The following is a 13,958-nucleotide window of genomic DNA, read 5'->3' as shown; positions in this document are numbered from 1 at the left end:
GTGGTACGTGAAGGGCCCCAGGAGGCGACAAGCCTCCCGGGGCCCTTTCGTGTGCCCGGCGCTGCCTCGGCTACCCGAGGCGCTTGTAGTACAGCGTGGTGGGGCGGAGGGTGCCGGCCGGGTCGGCGGCGAAGTCCGGGATCGTTCCCGCGGCCGTCCAGCCCGCTCGCCGGTAGAGGCGCTCGGCGGGGCTGTCGGTCTGGGTGTCCAGGACGAGCAGGCGCAGGCCGGTGGCGGCGGCGTGGGCCTCGGCGGCGGCGAGCAGCCGGCGCCCGAGGCCGCGGCCCCGCGCCGAGCCGTGCACGAGGAGCCGGGCGATCTCGCCGCGGTGGCGGCCGTTGGCGGTGCCGGTACGGACGAGGGTCACGACGCCGGTCAGGCTCCCGTCCGGGGCGTGGGCGGCCCAGACGTCCCGTACGCCGGCCGCGGCTTCCTCGGCGACCTCCGACCACCAGGCGGCCGCCCGGGCCGTCTCCAGGGGCGCCAGGAAGCCGACGGAGGCGCCGCCGTCGACGGCGTCCACGAGGAGCGCCGCGAGACCGGCGGGGGCGTGGGTCCGTACGGCGTCGGGGGTGAGCCGCTCGATCACGTCCAGGTCGGGGAGCGGCTTCTCCAGGCAGACCAGGTCCGGACGCTCGTCCCAGGAGTCGACGGTCGCGAAGCCGAGGTTCCGGTAGAGGGCGAGCGGCTCCGCCCGCCAGGCCCAGACCGTGAGGCGTACGGCGGGTGTGCCCGCGGCGGCGGCCCGGCGCAGGGCCTCGGCCATGAGGGCCTTCGCGAGGCCCTTCCGCCGGGCCTCGGGCGCGACCCAGAGCCGCTTGATCTCGGGAGACGCGCCCTCGCGGGGCGCCTTGAGGACGACACAGCCCGTCGGGGTGTCGTCGCCGGGCGCGGTGGCGAGCAGGACGGTGTCGGCGGCGAAGGCGGCGGCCGGGTCCTCGGCCTCGCCGCGGTATACGGCGGGGAGCTCGGCGACCGTCTCCACGGCCGTCCCCTTCTCGGCCTGGTTGACCAGGTGGTAGGCGGCCAGCAGGTCGCGGAGGCGCGGGTGGGAGCGGTTCTCCTCGATACGTACAGTCATGGGCCAGAGCTTCACATCGCGATGTTTCGGGAGTGTGAAGATCCACTAGGGGTGACCCTCTACGGTCCCGGCACCTGGTACGCGCTCCGGGGCGCGGTGGCCGCCGCGCTCGCGGGGGACCCGGAGGCCCGGTTCCTGGGCAGCACGGCGGCCGACGGTTCGGTGAGTTCCTTCGTTCACGTCGCCGACGCCGCCGAGGCGGCCGTACGGGCCCTGGCGTGGCCCTCGGGCGCGTACAACGTGGTGGACGACGAGCCCGCGCCCGGTCACGACTGGCTGCCGGTCCTGGCGGGGGCCCTGGGTGTCCCGGCCCCGGAGCGGAGCGGGGGCCGGGCGTCCTGGGCCCGGGGTGCGGCGAACGCCCGGGCCCGTGCGCTGGGCTGGGCCCCGGCCCGCCCGTCCTGGCGGACGGGCTTCGCGGACCAGGGCGTGGAGGCGCCTGACTACGGCGTGTAGGACTTCGCCGCCTCCGCGACGAACGGCTGCCGGACCGTGCGCATGCCGCCGGGGACGGACTTGTCCGGCTGGATGATGACGGACTCGCGGGAGGACGGGGCCTTCGGGTCGCCCAGGTCGTGGGTCATGCCGAAGCCCGCGTCGTGGGCCTTCAGGCTCAGGAGCGCCTTGTCGACGCCCTCGCGGGTGAGGTCCTTGTCCGCGCAGGCCTTCTTCAGGGCCTCGCCGAAGACGCCGGCCGCGGTCCAGCCGGCCACGATGCCGTTGTCGAGGCTGTCGCCCGGGTAGGCGGCCTGGTAGTCGGCGACGAGCTTCTTCGCCGTGGGGGTGTCCGCGCCGATCGGCAGGCTCGGCGAGGCGAACCAGTACATCTTCTCCAGGGCGGGTCCCGCCTGGGTGCCGAGGAGCTGGGGCGCGAAGGCGGAGTTGTTTCCGACGACCGGGACCTTGAGGCCGGTGGCGGCGGCGACGCCGACGAGGGAGGCGGCCTGGCGGGGGCCCGCGCTGATGACGATGGCCTTGACCCCGGCCTGCTTGAGTGCCGAGACCTGCGCCGACATGTCGTTGTCGGTGGGCTTGATCTTCTGCTCGACGACGGTCAGGCCGGCCTTCCCGGCGGCGAACTTCGAGCCCTTCAGCGCGTTCTCGCCGTAGTCGCCCTCGAAGTAGACGTGCCCGAGCTTGTCGCCGGACTTCAGGCCCTTCTCCTTGAGGAGGAAGTCGACGGCGTTGATCGTCTCGACGTCGTACGTGGCGCCGAGGACGCGGATGTACGGGGAGCCGAGCAGGGACGCCGACCAGGCCTGGGGCAGGACGAGCCCCTTGTCCTTGCCGTCGACCTGGGGCTTGACCGCGGCGACGAACGGGGAGCCGATGAACTGGGTGTAGCCGACGACCTTCGGCTCCAGCTCGGTGTAGGCGGCGAGTGCCTTCTGCGGGTCGTAGCCGTGGTCGCGGACCGTGAGCTCCAGCTGCCGGCCGCAGATCCCGCCGGCGGCGTTGACCTGCTTGACGTACAGCTGCTGGGCCTGGGTGACGCTCTTGCCGAGGGTCGCGTACACGCCGGTCATGTCGGTGAGGGCGCCCAGCGCGATCGTCTTGTCGGTGACGCCCTCGCCGGTCTTCACCCCGCCCGCGCCGGTCTGCTTGCCGTCGCCGGTCTTGGCCTTGGAGCTGCATCCGGCGGCGGTGAGGGCGACCAGTGCGGCGAGCGCGGCGGCCAGGCCCCGCACGGCCTGTCTGCGGTGGTTCATCGTGTCTCCCCAGAGGGTTCGGTGGTGGGTGTGGGGCTGTGGGGTGTGGGGCTTTGGGATGGGGTGCTTGGGGTTGGGGGGCTCTTGGGTTTCCGGGCGGCGAGGCGGACCAGGCCGCCGGGCAGGAACAGCACCACCGCGACGACGGCGGCGCCGTAGAGGTAGCGCGAGGCCTCGCCCGGGGCGATCCCGCCCGTCCCCGGGGCGGAGACCAGGGGCAGCGCGTCGCTGTACCGGGTGAGGAGCTGGGGCAGGAGGGAGACGAAGACGCCTCCGGCGACCGCTCCGGCGACGGAGCCGAGACCGCCGATGACGATCATGGCCAGGTATTCGAGGGAGAGCGCCATGCCGAAGTACTCCGGCACGGTGCGCTGGAAGACGAGGGCGAGCAGGACGCCCGCCAGGCCCGCGTACATCGAGGAGAGGACGAAGACGGCGCCGCGGTAGCGGGCCACGGGGATGCCCATGACCCCGGCGGCGATCCGGTGGTCCCGGATGGCGTTCATGGCACGTCCGGGGCGGCCCCTGAGGACTCCCCTGGCGAACAGGACGCCGCCGAGGAGCAGGATCAGGCCGAGGTACCAGAGCTTCTCGACGGCGCCGAACGGCACCTGGGCGACGAGGAGTTCGGTGTCGTCGAAGGTGAGACCGAAGAGGGAGAGCGGCGGGACGGCGCGGCCGTTGTAACCGCCGGTCAGGTCATGGGCGTTGAAGAGCACGTGCTGCCCGATGAAGATCAGCGCGAGGGTGGCGATGCCGAGGTACGCGCCGCGCAGCCGGCCCGCGATGGGGCTGAACACCCCGCCGGCCAGGCCCGCGAGGGCCACGGCGAGGACGGCGGCGAGCCAGCCGGGCAGGCCGAGTCCGGCGAGTCCGTCGGCGCCGTCGCCGGCGAAGAGGCAGTAGCCGTAGGCGCCGACGGCGAGGAAGAAGGCGTGTCCCATGGAGAGTTGGCCGGTGGCGCCGGTCAACAGGTTGATGCCGAGGGCGCCGATGGCGGCGACCATGGCGAACAGGCCCGCCTGGAGCCAGAATCGGTCCAGGTAGAACGGGAGGGCGACGAGGAGGAGTCCGGCGGCGGCCCACCCGTACACCCCGGTGGTACGGGCCCGCAGGCCGCTCCGGGCGAGGGTCTCAGACACGGGCGAGCTCCTTCGTGCCGAAGAGTCCGGCCGGGCGGATCAGCAGCACCGCGACCATGACGAGGTAGGGGGCGAGGTCGCCGATGCCCCGGCCGAGGAAGGCCAGGTCGCTCTGGTAACCGGTGGCGAGGGACTCGGTGATGCCGACGAGGAGGCCGCCGACGAGGGCGCCCGTGGTGGAGTCGAGGCCGCCGAGGATGGCGGCGGGGAAGGCCTTGAGGGCGGCGAGCGAGGTGGCCCGTTCCAGGCCGGGCGTCGGGAAGACGGTGAGGAAGAGCGCGGCGACCGCGGCGAGGGCGCCGGCGACCGCCCACGCCCCCAGCGAGACCCGGCCGAGCCGGATGCCCATGAGCGCGGCGGTCTCCTGGCTCTCGGCGGCGGCCCGCATGGCGACGCCCCAGGAGGTGTACCGGAAGGCGAGCAGGAAGGCCGTGATGAGGAGCCCCGCGACGAGAAGGGCGGCGATCCGGGTCTGGGCGATGGTGACGGGGCCGACGGTGAGGACCGCGTCGCCCCACGGGTCGCCGAGGGCGAGGATGTCGGTGCCGATCCGGCGGGTCAGCTCGGTGGCGAGCAGGATGTCGACACCGATGGTGACGATCGCGAGGACGCTGTGGTCGGCGCCCCGGTGGCGGCGCATCACGAAGAACTCGACGGCGGCGCCGACCACGGCGGCGCCCGCGATCCCGGCGAGCAGCGCGGGCCAGAAGCCGATCTCGTCGTGGAGCACGGCGGTGACGTAACCGCCGGCCAGGAGGAGGGAGGCGTGGGCGAAGTTGACGACCTCGGTGGCACGGAAGATGACCACGAAACCGAGGGCGATGAGGGCGTAGATCGAGCCCAGTGAGACGCCGTTGATCAGGAATTCGGCGAAGGTGCTCACGCGGCGGTCTCCTCTCCGAGGTAGGCGCGGACGACCGCCGGGTCGTTCTGGACGTCACCGGGGGCTCCGTCGGCGATGCGGCGGCCGAAGTCGAGGACGGTGACGGAGTCGGCGAGCCGCATCACCAGGCCCATGTCGTGCTCGACGAGGAGGACCGAGATGCCGAGGCCGTCGCGGACGCCCGCGATGACGGAGGCCGTACGGCGCCGCTCGTCGGCGGTCATGCCGGCGACGGGTTCGTCGAGGAGCAGGAGCTTCGGCTCCATGCAGAGGGCGCGGGCGAGTTCGGCGAGCTTCTGCTGCCCGTACGGGAGGGAGCCCGCGGGCTGCGCGAGCTGCTTCTCCAGGCCGACGAAGGCGGCGATCTCCCGGACCCTGGCCCGGTGGCGGGCCTCCTCGCGGGCGGCGGAGGGGAGCCGGAGCCCGGCGGCGAGGAAGCCGGTGCGGGTGAGCCGGTGGCGGCCGAGCATCAGGCTGTCCTCGACGGTGGCGCGGGGTGGCAGGGCCAGGTTCTGGAAGATCCGGCCGACGCCGAGGTCCGCGATCTTGTGCGGGGGCAGGGCGGTCAGCTCGTGCGGGCCGAGGCGGACGGAGCCGGCCGTGGCCCGGTAGACACCGGAGAGCACGTTGAAGCAGGTGGACTTGCCTGCGCCGTTGGGGCCGATGAGGGCGTGGACGGTGCCGGGCCGGACGGTGAAGCCGATGCCGTCCAGGGCGGTGAGTCCGGCGAACCGTACGGTCAGGTCCTCGACGACGAGGGCGGGGACGTCGGGGGCGCCGGGCATGGACGAGTCGCTCATCGGGTCTCCTCCCAGCGGGACAGGACCGGGTGCGCGGACCGCGCGCGGTCCGCGTCGGCGGCGGCGTCCTCGTCGACCACGCCCAGATAGCGGCGGCGCACCTCGTCGGAGGCTGCGAGCTCGGCGGCCGGGCCGGAGAGGGTGACCTCGCCGACCTCCAGGACGTACGCACGGGAGGCGAGGCGCAGCGCGAGCGCCGCGTTCTGCTCGACGAGGAGCACCGCCGTGCCCTGGGCGTTGATCTCGCGGACGGCGTCCGCGATCCGGGCGGCCATCAGCGGGGCGAGCCCGAGGGAGGGCTCGTCGAGGAGGAGCAGGCCCGGCGCGGCCATCAGGGCGCGGCCGACGGCGAGCATCTGCTGTTCGCCGCCGGAGAGGAGTCCGGCCTGCTGCCGGGCCCGGTCGGCCAGGACCGGGAAGAGCTCGTGGACCCGGCGCAGCGCGGCGGCCTTCGCGGCGCGGTCGCCGCGGCGGCCGAGTGCGCCCGCGCGCAGGTTGTCCTCGACGGTCATCCGGGCGAAGACCTGGCGGCCCTCCGGCACCTGGGAGACGCCGGCGGCGACCACCCGGTCGGGCGGGAGCCCGTCGAGCGGCCGGCCGTCGCGGCTCACCGTGCCGGAGACCACGGACCCGCCGTGGAACCGCAGGGTGCGCGAGACGGCCCGCAGCAGGGTCGACTTGCCGGCGCCGTTGCCGCCCAGGACGGTGACGACGGCGCCCGCCGGCACGGTCAGCGACACCTGGCGCAGCGCGCGCACCGGTCCGTATCCCGCCGTGAGGTCCTTGACCTCGAGGGCGGGTGCGGTTCCTCCCATGGATCCCCTTCCCCGGCCGCGCCGTTACCTGGCGTTTCCCGGCCGATTCAATGGCGCTCACCCCAACACCGCGCCGGACCGCCCGTCCACGTCCCGCGGCCGAATCGCTGCCGGTGACCAGCGGGGACGGCGATGGGCTGTGCATGCGCACAACGCTGCGCGTCAGGGGTGTGCCGAGGGGCCCGGGGCGGTGGATCCTCCGGGCATGGGACGGCGCAGACGGCGGACCGGTGACGACTGGAAGGTGCTCGCTCAGGCGTGCACGGCGCTTCTGGAGCGGGTGCCGGAGCTGGTGGACGAGCATCTGAGGGAGCTTCACGCGTACGAGCCCGCCTACGGGCGGATCCTCCCGTACGACCAGCACTGGCAGGAGGCCCACGAGGCGATGCGGATCGGGATCGAGATGATCTCGGCGCCCCGGAACTCGCCCCGGCGGGACCTGGAGCAGGCGGAGTCGATGGGCCGGCGCCGGGCCGCGCAGGGCATGCCACTGGAACTGGTCGTGCACGCTTACCGGCATGCCGGGCACCTCGTGTGGGACGCGCTGATCGAGGGGGCCGGGGAGGACACGGCTCAACTGGCGGCGCTGATGCAGTCGGCGACGACGGTGTGGTCGGCGGTGGACGCGCAGGCGGACACGGCGTCGGAGGCGTACCGGTCGACGGAGGCGGAGCTGCGCCGCCGGACGGACGAGCAGCTCCAGGCGCTCCTGGACGCGCTGCTCCAGGGGCAGCGGTCGCCCGAGCTGGTGTCGCGTGCCGCGGCGGGCCTGGACCTGCCGGAGCAGGGGCGGTACGCGGTGGTGGTGCTGCGCTACGACCGGCGGGAGGAGCGGGAGTCGTTCCACCGGCAGGTGCAGGGCGAGGGCGTGCGGTTCCTGTGGCGGATGGGCGCGGACTGCGAGATCGGGGTGGTGGCGCTGGCCGGGGAGACCGGCCTGGACGCGCTGTCGGAGCTCCTCGACGGGCGGTGCCCGGGGCCCGGCGGGATCAGCCCGGTCGTGGTCGGCCTGACCGAGCTGGGCCGGGCGCGCCGCCTCGCGGAGCTGGCCCTGCGCACGTGCCCGCCGGGCAGCCGGCAGATCGTACGGCTCGACCGCCGGATGGCGGGGGCGCTGGTGGTGGGCCAGCCGGAGATGGCGAGCCTGCTGGTCTCGGACGTCCTGGGCGGGCTGTTGGAGCTGGACCCGGCGGACCGGGCGGTGCTCCTGGAGACGCTGGACGTGTGGCTGGACTGCGAGGGTTCGGCGGGCCGGGCGGCGGGCCGCCTGTACTGCCACCGGAACACGGTCTTCAACCGCCTGCGGCGCCTGGAGCAGCTGACGTCACGGTCGCTGTCCCGGCCGCGGGACCTGACGGAGATGACGCTGGCGCTGGACGCGTTCCGGCTGACGGCGTCGGGGTGAGCGCGCGTACGGGTTCGGGGGCGCCCCCCAGAACCCGTACACGCGACCGTACGGACGTCCCGGGCAGGCCCTACGTCAGGAAGTCGCGGGCGATGTTCGCCGCCACGTCCTCCAGGAGCGGGCCCGCGTTCGCGATGCACTTCGCCGTGTCCGGCTCGATGGCGGTGAGCGGGTAGGCGCGGCGGATGCCGGCCGTGCCGAGGGCCTCGGGCGGGAGGGCCAGGCGGCCGCAGACCGCGACGACCTCCTTGCCGGCGGCGCGGGCCGCCGCGGCGACGCCCGCGGGGGCCTTGCCGTGGAGGGTCTGCTCGTCGAGGGAGCCCTCGCCGGTGATGACGAGGGTGGCCCGCTCCAGGGCGGGGGCGAAGCCGAGGACCTCCAGCATCAGCTCGATGCCGGGGCGGAAGCTCGCGCCGAGGATGAGCGCGCCGTAGCCGATGCCGCCCGCGCCGCCGGCGCCGGGAGCCACGGCCGCTTCGGCCGCCTTGGGGCCGATGGACTTCTCCAGGACGGTGGCGAAGTGGGCGAGGGCCGCGTCCAGGGTGCGGACGTCGTCCGGGGTGGCGCCCTTCTGCGGTCCGTAGACGGCGGGGGCGCCCTTGGGGCCGGTGAGCGGGTTGTCGACGTCGCTGGCGAGGATCAGATCGACCGTCGCGAAGCGGGTGTCGAGGCCGGTGAGGTCGGCCGTGGCCAGCTCGGCGAGGGCCGCGCCGCCGGGGCCGACGGGCTCGCCGGCCTCGTCGAGGAAGCGGGCGCCGAGCGCGGCGAGCATGCCGGCGCCGCCGTCGGTGGTGGCGCTGCCGCCGACGCCGAAGACGACGGTGGTCGCCCCCGCGTCCAGGGCCGCGCGGAGGAGCTCCCCGGAGCCGTAGGTGGTCGCGGTCAGCGGGGCGAAGACCCCGGCGGGGAGGAGCTGGAGGCCGGAGGCCTCCGCCATCTCGACGACCGCGGTGGTGCCGCGCAGCGCGTAGGCCGCGGTGACCTGCTCGCCGAGCGGTCCCGTGACCCGCACCTCGCGGCGCTCGAAGCCGGCCGCGACCGCGGCCGCGACGGTGCCGTCGCCTCCGTCGGCCACCGGCAGCGTCTCCACCGTGAGCTCGGGGACGACCCGTCGCAGTCCTGCTGTGACCCGCTCCGCGACCTGTACGGCCGTGAGCGAACCCTTGAACTTGTCAGCCGCCACGAGTACGTGAGCGACCTGAGTTGCTGCCCCGTCCGTCACCTTGCATCCCTTGCTTTCGAACGTGCAGTCGCGCCAGGGCCGACCCTATCCGTACCGCCAGACGGCGTGCCACCCCCTGATAGCGCGATATTCCGCACCATAGTGGGGTCACATGAGCACGGAACCGATCGAACGGACCCCGCGTGAGCGGTACGCGCCCGATGCCAAAGTCATCGGTATCGGGGTCGCGGCCGTCGTGGCGGTCGTCGCCTGGGCGGCCCTGGGCGAGGACTCCTTCGACAGCGCCTCGTCCACCGCCCTCCAGTGGGTGCTGTCCAATTTCGCCTGGCTCTTCGTGGTCGCGGCGGACACCTTCCTGGTCCTGTGCGTGGTGATCGCGCTGAGCCGCTTCGGCCGGATCCGGCTGGGCGCGGACGACTCGGAGCCGGAGTTCACGAACCTCGCGTGGATCGCGATGATGTTCAGCGCCGGCATGGGCATCGGTCTGATGTTCTACGGGGTCGGGGAACCGCTCCAGCACTTCCTGAGCCCTCCCCCGGCGAGCGGTGTCCCGGCGGGGTCGGGCGCGGCGGCCCGTACCGCCATGGAGTACTCGTTCTTCCACTGGACGCTCACCCCGTGGGCGATCTACGGCATCGCCGGTCTCGCCCTCGCGTACGCGGGCTTCCGCAAGGGCCGCGGCAACCAGCTGAGCTCCGTCTTCGTGCCGCTGATCGGGGCGCGCCGGGCGGCTTCCTGGCCCGGCAAGGCGATCGATCTGCTCGCCGTGTTCGCGACCGTCTTCGGTACGGCGACGAGCCTGGGGCTCGGCGCGCTCCAGGTGGCCGAGGGGCTGAACCTGACGATGGGCGTGGAGAACTCCACCTCCACCCAGCTGATCATCATCGTCTCGCTGTCGGCGGCCTTCGTCCTGTCGGCGTTCTCGGGGCTCCACAAGGGCGTGAAGTGGCTCTCCACCCTGAACATCGTCCTCGCCGCCTGCCTGATGCTCTTCGTCTTCCTCCTCGGTCCGACCGTCTACATCCTGGACACCATCCCGGCCTCGGTCGGCGGCTATCTGCACCAGCTGCTGCCGATGGCGAGCCGCACGGGTGCCTTCACCGACCCCGACTGGCTGGGCGTGTGGACGATCTTCTACTGGGCGTGGTGGCTGTCCTGGGCGCCGTTCGTCGGCACCTTCATCGCCCGGATCTCGCACGGCCGGACGATCCGCGAGTTCCTGATGGGCGTGCTGCTCGTCCCCTCCGGCGCGACCGTGGTGTGGTTCTGCGTCCTGGGCGGTACGGCGATCCGGCTGGAGTCGACCGGCGCCGCGGACCTGGCGACGGCCGTCAAGGACGGCCCGGAGGCCTCGCTGTTCGCGATGCTGGACGCGCTGCCGATCCGCACGGTCACCTCGGTCATCGCGATGATCCTGGTGATGACGTACTTCGTCACGAGCGCGGACTCGGCCTCGCTGGTCATGGGCTCGCTGACGAGCCGGGGCTCGCTGCACCCGCCGACCTGGCTCGTGGTGACCTGGGGCGTCCTGATGGCGGCCGTGGCGGCGGTGCTGCTCGTCGTCGGCGGGCTGAACTCGCTCCAGACGGCGACGATCCTCGTGGCCCTGCCGTTCGTGGTGGTCATGCTCGTGTTGTGCTTCGCGCTCCTGAAGGAGCTGCGGGAGGACCCGGGGGCCGGCCCGGTCCGGCACCACCCCCTGCACGGGATGCGGGACGCGGTGCGGACGCTGGTCGGCGAGGCGATGACCGAGCAGGGCGGCGGCACCCGCCACCACCGGCTGCGCCGGGCGGCGAAGGCCCGTACCGACACGGAGGAAGAGGAGCGCTGACCTGCCATGGAGCTCGCGCACAGGGAACTCACCCGCACGGAACTCGCCGACCGGATCCTGGGCGGCTGGACCGGCCGCATCGCCGGGAACATGCTCGGCAAGCCCGTGGAGCGCGGCGACCACTGGACGCGCGGGCACATCGACGCGTACCTGCGGCTCGCGGACGCGCTTCCGCTGACCGACTACCTGCCGCCCCCGCCGCCCGGGGCGACCGGTTTCGAGCTGCGCCCCGAGTGGCCCCGGTGCGTACGCGGCGGGATCGACGGGAGCTGCCGGGACGACGACGTCGACTGGTCGGTCCTCGGGCTGCACCTCCTGGAGACCCGGGGGTTCGCGTTCACGACCGAGCAGGTCGGCGAGGAGTGGCTGCTGCGGCTGCCGTACCTCCAGACGTTCACGGCCGAGCGGGTCGCCTACCGGAACCTCGCGAACGGGCTGAGGCCGCCGCTGACGGCGACGTACGACAACCCCTACCAGGAGTGGATCGGCGCGCTGATCCGGGCCGACGTCTACGGCTGGACCTGCCCGGGGGATCCGCGCCGGGCCGCCTCGCTCGCCCGCCGGGACGCGGTCCTCTCGCACACCGGGAACGGCGTGTACGGGGCGATGTGGGCGGCGGCGCTGATCGCCGCCGCCTTCACCGCGCCCGACGTCCGGTCCGCCCTGGAGGCGGGCCTGGAGCGGGTCCCGGCGAGCAGCCGGCTCGCCCGGACCGTACGGGGGACGATCGCCCTGTACGAGTCCGGGCTCGACTGGTCCGAGGCGCTCGCCGAGCTGGAGGAGCGGACGGCGGGGCTCGGCTGGATCCACACCGTCCCGAACGCGGCCGTCCTGACCGCCGGACTCCTGTACGGCGAGGGGGACTTCACCCGCACGATCGCGCTGACCGTGCGCGGCGGTCTCGACACGGACTCCAACGGCGCGACGGCGGGCTCGGTGGCCGGGGTGATGTGCGGGGCGGCCGCGATCCCGCCGCAGTGGTCGGAGCCGCTGCGGGACCGGGTGAGCAGCGCGGTGTTCGGCTACGACGGGGTGCGGATCACCGATCTCGCCGAGCGGACGCTGCGGCTGGCTACGCTGACGCAGTGACCACCACCGACTACGCCACGTACATCGCCGGCCTCCCCCGCGTCCTGGCCGCCGCCGCCGCACTCTTCCGCGACTCCGAGGGCCGGGTCCTCGTCGTGGAGCCCAACTACCGCGACGGCTGGGCGCTGCCGGGCGGCACGATCGAGTCCGACGGCGGCGAGACGCCGCGGCAGGCCGCCCGCCGGGAGACGGCGGAGGAGATCGGCCTGGACGTGCCGCTCGGACCGCTGCTCGCCGTCGACTGGTCGCACGGCACCGAGCGGCCGCCGATCGTGGCCTACGTGTATGACGGCGGGGTGCTGCCCGAGGAGCGGTTCGCGGAGATCCGGCTCCAGGAGGAGGAACTGCTCTCCTGGAAGCTGATCGACCGCGGGGAGGTCGCCGCCCATCTTGCGGGCAGCCTGGGCCGGCGTGTCCTCGCCGCGCTGGACGTCCTGGAGACGGGCCGGGGTCCGGTGGAGCTGGAGAACGGTCACCCCGCGCGGGGATGACCGGAGCCCCTTCTCTCAGCCCTGCGGGGGCTCGGGCGGCAGGAGTTCGCCGGTGCGGTGCGGTTCGTCACGGGTGGCGACGCGGGCCTCGGTGCGGTGTCCGCGCGCGATGTAGTCGCGGACGACGGCCTCCACCGCGTCCTGCGGGTTCCCGATCCCTGCCAGGACCATGACTTCCACGACGAGTTCGGCGTCGAGCGTGATGTTCACCTTGGCCATGCGGGGAACGTAACACCCGGAAACCCGTTCGCGGGAGCGGTTCGGCGCTGCTTAGGGTCGTCGTATGACGATGGTCGCGATTCTCAGTGGAGCCGGTATCTCGACGGACTCGGGCATCCCCGACTACCGGGGCCCGAACGGTGTCTGGCGGCAGGACCCCGAGGCGGAGCGGCTCGTCACGTACGGGCCGTACATGGCCGACCCGGAGATCCGCCGCCGCTCGTGGCGGATGCGGCTCGACGGTCCAGTGCTGAGCGCCGAGCCGAACGTGGCGCACCACGCGATCGCCGCGTACGAGCGGACGAGCGGCCACGCGCTGCGGGTGATCACGCAGAACGTGGACGGACTGCACCAGGCCGCCGGGGTGCCCGGGCGGAAGGTCCTCGAACTCCACGGCTCGGCGCGGTCGGTGGTGTGCACGGCCTGCCACGCCCGCTCGTCGATGACGGAGGCGCTCGACCGGGTGCGGGCCGGTGAGGACGACCCGGCGTGCCGGGTGTGCGGCGGGATCCTGAAGTCGGCGACGGTCATGTTCGGGCAGCGGCTCGACCCGGTCGTACTCGGCGAGGCCATGTCGATCGCCAAGGCCACCGAGGTGTTCGTGGTGGTCGGGAGCAGTCTCCAGGTCCAGCCGGCGGCCTCGCTCGCGGGGATCGCGGCCGAGCACGGCGCCCGGCTGATCATCGTGAACGCCGAACCCACTCCGTACGACCCCGTCGCCGACGAGGTCGTCCGTGAGCCGATCGGCACGGCGCTGCCCGCGCTCCTCGACCGGCTCCGGTAGGCGGGCTCCGGTAGCCGGCTCCTAGAAGAGGCCCGCGGGTTCCTCCGTCCCCGATTCGAAGGCGAGCAGCCGCTGTTTGCGGTCGAGGCCGCCGCCGTAGCCGGTGAGGCTTCCGCTCGCGCCGACCACGCGGTGGCAGGGGACGACGATGCCCACGGGGTTCTTGCCGTTCGCGAGGCCGACGGCCCGGGAGGCGGTGGGGTTGCCGAGGGCCTCGGCCAGTTCGCCGTACGTCCGGGTCTCCCCGTACGGGATGCGGCACAGCTCCGCCCAGACCCGTAGCTGGAACGGGGTGCCGACCAGGTGGAGCGGGAGGTCGAACTCGGTGAGCTCGCCGGCGAAGTAGGCGTCGAGCTGCCGGACGGTCTCGTCGAAGGGGCGGGGGTCGGGCTCGCCGAAGGTCTCCTCGGGCGGGCGGTGGCGCTGGCCGGTCATGTGGATGCGGCTGAGGACGCCGTCGACGGCGACGAGGGTCAGCGGCTCGTACGGGCTGTCGACGACGGTGTGGCGGACGGTGGCGGGCATG

General features: G+C 73.5%; 15 protein-coding genes and 1 pseudogene. 6 read left to right on the top strand and 10 right to left on the bottom strand.

What is annotated here, in order from left to right; genetic code table 11:
• Positions 1–70 precede the first annotated feature (70 nt).
• Together ACFWWU_RS21435 and ACFWWU_RS21430 are read right to left on the bottom strand one after the other, a co-directional pair.
• Complete coding sequence (locus ACFWWU_RS21435) at positions 71–586, bottom strand: GNAT family N-acetyltransferase (protein ID WP_384147478.1); 516 nt, start codon at positions 584–586, stop codon at positions 71–73.
• Between the two features lie 69 nt (positions 587–655).
• Positions 656–1,081: pseudogene (locus tag ACFWWU_RS21430) on the bottom strand (GNAT family N-acetyltransferase); the annotation flags it as partial.
• A gap of 51 nt (positions 1,082–1,132) precedes the next feature.
• Between ACFWWU_RS21430 and ACFWWU_RS21425 the strand changes: the two are divergent.
• Positions 1,133–1,537 carry a hypothetical protein gene (locus ACFWWU_RS21425; protein ID WP_384147406.1) on the top strand — a complete coding sequence of 135 codons (405 nt, stop codon included), beginning with the start codon at positions 1,133–1,135 and terminating at the stop codon, positions 1,535–1,537.
• Here ACFWWU_RS21425 and ACFWWU_RS21420 read toward each other — a convergent pair.
• The 5 genes from ACFWWU_RS21420 to ACFWWU_RS21400 are packed head-to-tail and all read right to left on the bottom strand — an operon-like array spanning position 1,525 to position 6,430.
• Positions 1,525–2,790, bottom strand: coding sequence for an ABC transporter substrate-binding protein (locus ACFWWU_RS21420; protein ID WP_384147405.1), 1,266 nt, complete (start codon positions 2,788–2,790; stop codon positions 1,525–1,527). The genes ACFWWU_RS21425 and ACFWWU_RS21420 overlap by 13 nt on opposite strands.
• On the bottom strand, positions 2,787–3,932 hold the full coding sequence (locus ACFWWU_RS21415; protein WP_384147404.1) for a branched-chain amino acid ABC transporter permease: 1,146 nt from the start codon (positions 3,930–3,932) through the stop codon (positions 2,787–2,789). The genes ACFWWU_RS21420 and ACFWWU_RS21415 overlap by 4 nt, the downstream gene beginning before the upstream one ends.
• The gene (locus tag ACFWWU_RS21410) at positions 3,925–4,815 is read right to left on the bottom strand and encodes a branched-chain amino acid ABC transporter permease (RefSeq protein WP_384147403.1); all 891 of its coding nucleotides are present in this window, start codon (positions 4,813–4,815) and stop codon (positions 3,925–3,927) included. The genes ACFWWU_RS21415 and ACFWWU_RS21410 overlap by 8 nt, the downstream gene beginning before the upstream one ends.
• Positions 4,812–5,615 carry an ABC transporter ATP-binding protein gene (locus ACFWWU_RS21405; protein WP_384147402.1) on the bottom strand — a complete coding sequence of 268 codons (804 nt, stop codon included), beginning with the start codon at positions 5,613–5,615 and terminating at the stop codon, positions 4,812–4,814. The genes ACFWWU_RS21410 and ACFWWU_RS21405 overlap by 4 nt, the downstream gene beginning before the upstream one ends.
• Complete coding sequence (locus ACFWWU_RS21400) at positions 5,612–6,430, bottom strand: ABC transporter ATP-binding protein (protein WP_384147401.1); 819 nt, start codon at positions 6,428–6,430, stop codon at positions 5,612–5,614. Before ACFWWU_RS21400 ends, ACFWWU_RS21405 begins: the two co-directional genes overlap by 4 nt.
• A 205-nt stretch (positions 6,431–6,635) precedes the next feature.
• Here ACFWWU_RS21400 and ACFWWU_RS21395 point away from each other — a divergent pair, with 205 nt between their 5' ends.
• On the top strand, positions 6,636–7,835 hold the full coding sequence (locus tag ACFWWU_RS21395) for a PucR family transcriptional regulator (protein ID WP_384147400.1): 1,200 nt from the start codon (positions 6,636–6,638) through the stop codon (positions 7,833–7,835).
• A gap of 70 nt (positions 7,836–7,905) precedes the next feature.
• Here the strand turns inward: ACFWWU_RS21395 and ACFWWU_RS21390 are convergent, their stop codons facing one another.
• Positions 7,906–9,057, bottom strand: coding sequence for a glycerate kinase (locus tag ACFWWU_RS21390; RefSeq protein ID WP_384147399.1), 1,152 nt, complete (start codon positions 9,055–9,057; stop codon positions 7,906–7,908).
• 112 nt (positions 9,058–9,169) lie between these two features.
• Between ACFWWU_RS21390 and ACFWWU_RS21385 the strand changes: the two genes are divergently transcribed.
• From ACFWWU_RS21385 to ACFWWU_RS21375, 3 genes are read left to right on the top strand one after another with little or no spacing between them, the layout of a single operon-like run.
• Positions 9,170–10,849, top strand: coding sequence for a BCCT family transporter (locus ACFWWU_RS21385; protein WP_384147398.1), 1,680 nt, complete (start codon positions 9,170–9,172; stop codon positions 10,847–10,849).
• A 6-nt stretch (positions 10,850–10,855) separates the two neighbouring features.
• Complete coding sequence (locus tag ACFWWU_RS21380) at positions 10,856–11,938, top strand: ADP-ribosylglycohydrolase family protein (RefSeq protein WP_384147397.1); 1,083 nt, start codon at positions 10,856–10,858, stop codon at positions 11,936–11,938.
• Positions 11,935–12,429, top strand: a complete 495-nt coding sequence (locus ACFWWU_RS21375; protein ID WP_384147396.1) for an NUDIX domain-containing protein — start codon at positions 11,935–11,937, stop codon at positions 12,427–12,429. Before ACFWWU_RS21380 ends, ACFWWU_RS21375 begins: the two co-directional genes overlap by 4 nt.
• Positions 12,430–12,444: 15 nt before the next feature.
• Here ACFWWU_RS21375 and ACFWWU_RS21370 read toward each other — a convergent pair whose 3' ends face one another.
• Positions 12,445–12,648 carry a type II toxin-antitoxin system VapB family antitoxin gene (locus ACFWWU_RS21370; RefSeq protein ID WP_384147395.1) on the bottom strand — a complete coding sequence of 68 codons (204 nt, stop codon included), beginning with the start codon at positions 12,646–12,648 and terminating at the stop codon, positions 12,445–12,447.
• A 64-nt stretch (positions 12,649–12,712) separates the two neighbouring features.
• Between ACFWWU_RS21370 and ACFWWU_RS21365 the strand changes: the two genes are divergently transcribed.
• Positions 12,713–13,432 carry an NAD-dependent deacetylase gene (locus tag ACFWWU_RS21365; protein WP_384147394.1) on the top strand — a complete coding sequence of 240 codons (720 nt, stop codon included), beginning with the start codon at positions 12,713–12,715 and terminating at the stop codon, positions 13,430–13,432.
• Positions 13,433–13,453: 21 nt separating this feature from the next.
• On the opposite strand, the gene ACFWWU_RS21360 is transcribed toward ACFWWU_RS21365, so the two are convergent.
• The gene (locus tag ACFWWU_RS21360; protein WP_384147393.1) at positions 13,454–13,957 is read right to left on the bottom strand and encodes a methylated-DNA--[protein]-cysteine S-methyltransferase; all 504 of its coding nucleotides are present in this window, start codon (positions 13,955–13,957) and stop codon (positions 13,454–13,456) included.
• Between the last annotated feature and the right edge of the window lies 1 nt (position 13,958).

This window comes from Streptomyces sp. NPDC058650 (assembly GCF_042717315.1).
GTDB lineage: Bacteria > Actinomycetota > Actinomycetes > Streptomycetales > Streptomycetaceae > Streptomyces.
This window is presented reverse-complemented; position numbering and strand designations above follow the sequence as displayed.

Bases quoted from the DNA above. Each gene is read 5' to 3' on its own strand.
- ACFWWU_RS21395 (WP_384147400.1), top strand. From the start codon at position 6,636: ATGGGACGGCGCAGACGGCGGACCGGTGACGACTGGAAGGTGCTCGCT.
- ACFWWU_RS21360 (WP_384147393.1), bottom strand. From the start codon at position 13,957: ATGCCCGCCACCGTCCGCCACACCGTCGTCGACAGCCCGTACGAGCCG.
- ACFWWU_RS21385 (WP_384147398.1), top strand. From the start codon at position 9,170: ATGAGCACGGAACCGATCGAACGGACCCCGCGTGAGCGGTACGCGCCC.
- ACFWWU_RS21370 (WP_384147395.1), bottom strand. From the start codon at position 12,648: ATGGCCAAGGTGAACATCACGCTCGACGCCGAACTCGTCGTGGAAGTC.
- ACFWWU_RS21380 (WP_384147397.1), top strand. From the start codon at position 10,856: ATGGAGCTCGCGCACAGGGAACTCACCCGCACGGAACTCGCCGACCGG.
- ACFWWU_RS21365 (WP_384147394.1), top strand. From the start codon at position 12,713: ATGACGATGGTCGCGATTCTCAGTGGAGCCGGTATCTCGACGGACTCG.
- ACFWWU_RS21405 (WP_384147402.1), bottom strand. From the start codon at position 5,615: ATGAGCGACTCGTCCATGCCCGGCGCCCCCGACGTCCCCGCCCTCGTC.
- ACFWWU_RS21420 (WP_384147405.1), bottom strand. From the start codon at position 2,790: ATGAACCACCGCAGACAGGCCGTGCGGGGCCTGGCCGCCGCGCTCGCC.
- ACFWWU_RS21400 (WP_384147401.1), bottom strand. From the start codon at position 6,430: ATGGGAGGAACCGCACCCGCCCTCGAGGTCAAGGACCTCACGGCGGGA.